1 protein-coding gene and 1 pseudogene are annotated in these 2,374 nt (G+C 72.7%); both read right to left on the bottom strand.

The annotated features are described in order from the left end of the window. Window positions 1-95 precede the first annotated feature (95 nt). Entirely contained in the window at window positions 96-1,679 is a 1,584-nt protein-coding gene (gcvPB, locus tag DW309_RS00315; RefSeq protein WP_136044190.1) for an aminomethyl-transferring glycine dehydrogenase subunit GcvPB, read from the bottom strand. Beyond that, window positions 1,676-2,374: pseudogene (locus DW309_RS00310) on the bottom strand (aminomethyl-transferring glycine dehydrogenase subunit GcvPA); the annotation flags it as partial. The gene gcvPB and the pseudogene DW309_RS00310, both read right to left, overlap by 4 nt.

Here is a 2,374-nt window from a genome sequence, read left to right as displayed (position 1 = left end):
GCGCTCGACGGCGAGGCGCTGCACCTCCGGGCCGTCGGAGCCCGCGAGACCCGCGGGTCCGCCGACGCCGGCGACGGGGTTGACGACGAGACCGATCACGACGCGGCGGCCTCCGCGGCGAAGTACTTGCGGCGGTACGCGCGCCACGTGACGGCCCAGCGCTCCGGGTCGTCGAGGTCGTCGTGGTGCGTGTGGTGCACGGTCTGGTTGTGCGGGGCGGTGCGCACGACCTCGGGGTTCTCCCTGGCCTCGCGCGCGACCTCGGCCAGCGTCGCGGCGTACTCGTCGAGCTCGCTCATGGAGTACGACTCGGTGGGCTCGAGCGTGAACGGCTGCGGCACCACGTAGGGGTGGTGGCTCGTCCAGTAGTGCATGCCGAAGTCGGTCATGCGCACGCCGATCTCCTCCGACGACACACCGGTCTCCTGGTACAACTCCTCCCACGAGTACCGCACCTGCTCGATGCGGCGGCGGCCGGTCGCGTACGGCGCCGAGGCCCCGGGGATCGCGAGCACCTTCGCCATCAGGTAGTTGTTGTTGAGCACCGCGGTCTCGGCGGCGGCGAGCAGCCCGTCCGCGCCGAGCGCCATGATCCACGAGTAGGCCTTCACGAGCGCGGGGATCACGCCGAAGAACGGCCCGACCGCGCCGATGGACCGCTCGCCCGCCTCGGCGACCGCGAACGTCCCGTCGTCCTCGCGCACCACGCGGGGGCCCGGGAGGAACGGGGCGAGGGCCGCGCTCACGGCGTTGGCGCCCGATCCCGGGCCGCCGCAGCCGTGCGGGGTGCCGAACGTCTTGTGCAGGTTGAAGTGGCACACGTCGAACCCGGCGTCGCGGGCCCGGGTGATGCCGAGGATGCCGTTCGCGTTCGCCTGGTCGTACGAGGCGAGGGCGCCCACGGCGTGCGCGGCGTCGACCCACTCGCGGATCGCGGGGTTGTAGATGCCCGTGTCCTCGGGGTTCGTGACCATGATGGCCGCCGTGCGCGGGGACAGCGCCGCCTTGAGCGCGTCGAGCGACGGGTAGCCGTCGGCGTCGGGATACACCGTGATGACCTCGTAGCCGGCGGCCTTCGCGGCTGCCGCGTTCGAGGGGTGGCTGAAGATCGTGGTGATGACCTCCCGGCGCTGCTCCGCCTCGCCGTTCGCCTCGTGGTAGGCGCGGATCATCGCGATGTTCGACCAGATCGCCGCGGAGCCGCCCTGCGTGTGCAGCGAGACCTCGTCCATGCCGGAGATCTCGGCGAGCATCCGCTCCAGCCGCCACACGATCTCCAGCACGCCCTGCGCGTCGGCCGGGTCCTGATGCGGGTGCATCGCGGCCAGCTGCGGGGTGCCGGCGAGCTGGTCGTTGATCTTGGGCGCGTACTTCATGGTGCAGGTGCCCTGACCGATGTCGACGTTGAAGTCGGCGCCGAGGTTCTCCTGCGACAGGCGCAGGTAGTGCTTGAGCACGCGCATCTGCCCCATCTCGGGCAGCGCGGGAGCGGCGGGGCGGCGCAGGGCGGGCGGCAGGTCGGCGACCACGTCGCCCACGGCGCTGCGCACCTCGGGCTCCACGGCCGAGACGAGCACGCCGCGCTCGCCCGGGGTGGAGAGCTCGAAGACGATCGGCTCGTCCCATCGGGCCTGCTGGAAGCGGCGGAGTGCCGGCTTGGGGGCGACGGGGAGGCTCATCGGTTCTGCTCCTCTGCGAGCTCGGGGGCGACGACCGCGGCGAGCGCGGACGCGAGACGGTCGATGTCGGACTGGGACGTGAGCTCGGTCACGCAGACGAGAAGGCGGTGCTCGTCCACGACCACGCCGGGCTCGATGCCCTGGGCGCGGAGGGCGGACACGACCTCGGCGGCCGGCACGGGCAGCGTGACGGTGAACTCACGCAGGTGCACGGCGTCGTCGTCGAGCGTGACCCCGGGCAGCGCGGACAGGGACTGCTGCGCGTAGCGGGTGCGGGCGAGCAGCACCTCCCCCAGCTCGGCCATCCCGGCGGGTCCCATCAGCGACAGGTACACCCCGGCGGCGATGCCCCAGAGCGCGGCGGCCGTGCCGACCCACTCCTTCCCCTCCTCGCGGTGCGCGAACGAGGTGCGGTCGTAGGCGACGTCGCCGAACCCGTACTCGCCGGGCACGTCGGTGGTGGCGAGACCGAACAGGCGCGACGGCATCTCCATCACGAATCGGGGGTCGTCGTGCACCGCGATGAAGCCGCCGTGGGCTCCGCCGAACCACTGGTGCAGGCCGAGCGACTGGATGTCGCCCGTGACGATGTCGGCTCCGGCGAGCGCGGGCGGCGCGAGCACGCCGTAGCCGATGGGGTCGGTGCCCACCACGAGCACGGCGCCCGCAGCGTGCGCGGCGTCGGCGATCTCGCG

Source organism: Microbacterium sp. K41, from assembly GCF_004794395.1.
Classification (GTDB): Bacteria; Actinomycetota; Actinomycetes; order Actinomycetales; family Microbacteriaceae; genus Microbacterium; species Microbacterium sufflavum.
Note: the sequence above shows the minus strand (reverse complement) of the source record. Positions and strands in the feature narration are given on the sequence as shown.

What these genes read in the sequence shown, in the direction of transcription:
- gcvPB (WP_136044190.1), bottom strand. Translation starts at nt 1,679, where the DNA reads ATGAGCCTCCCCGTCGCCCCCAAGCCGGCACTCCGCCGCTTCCAGCAG.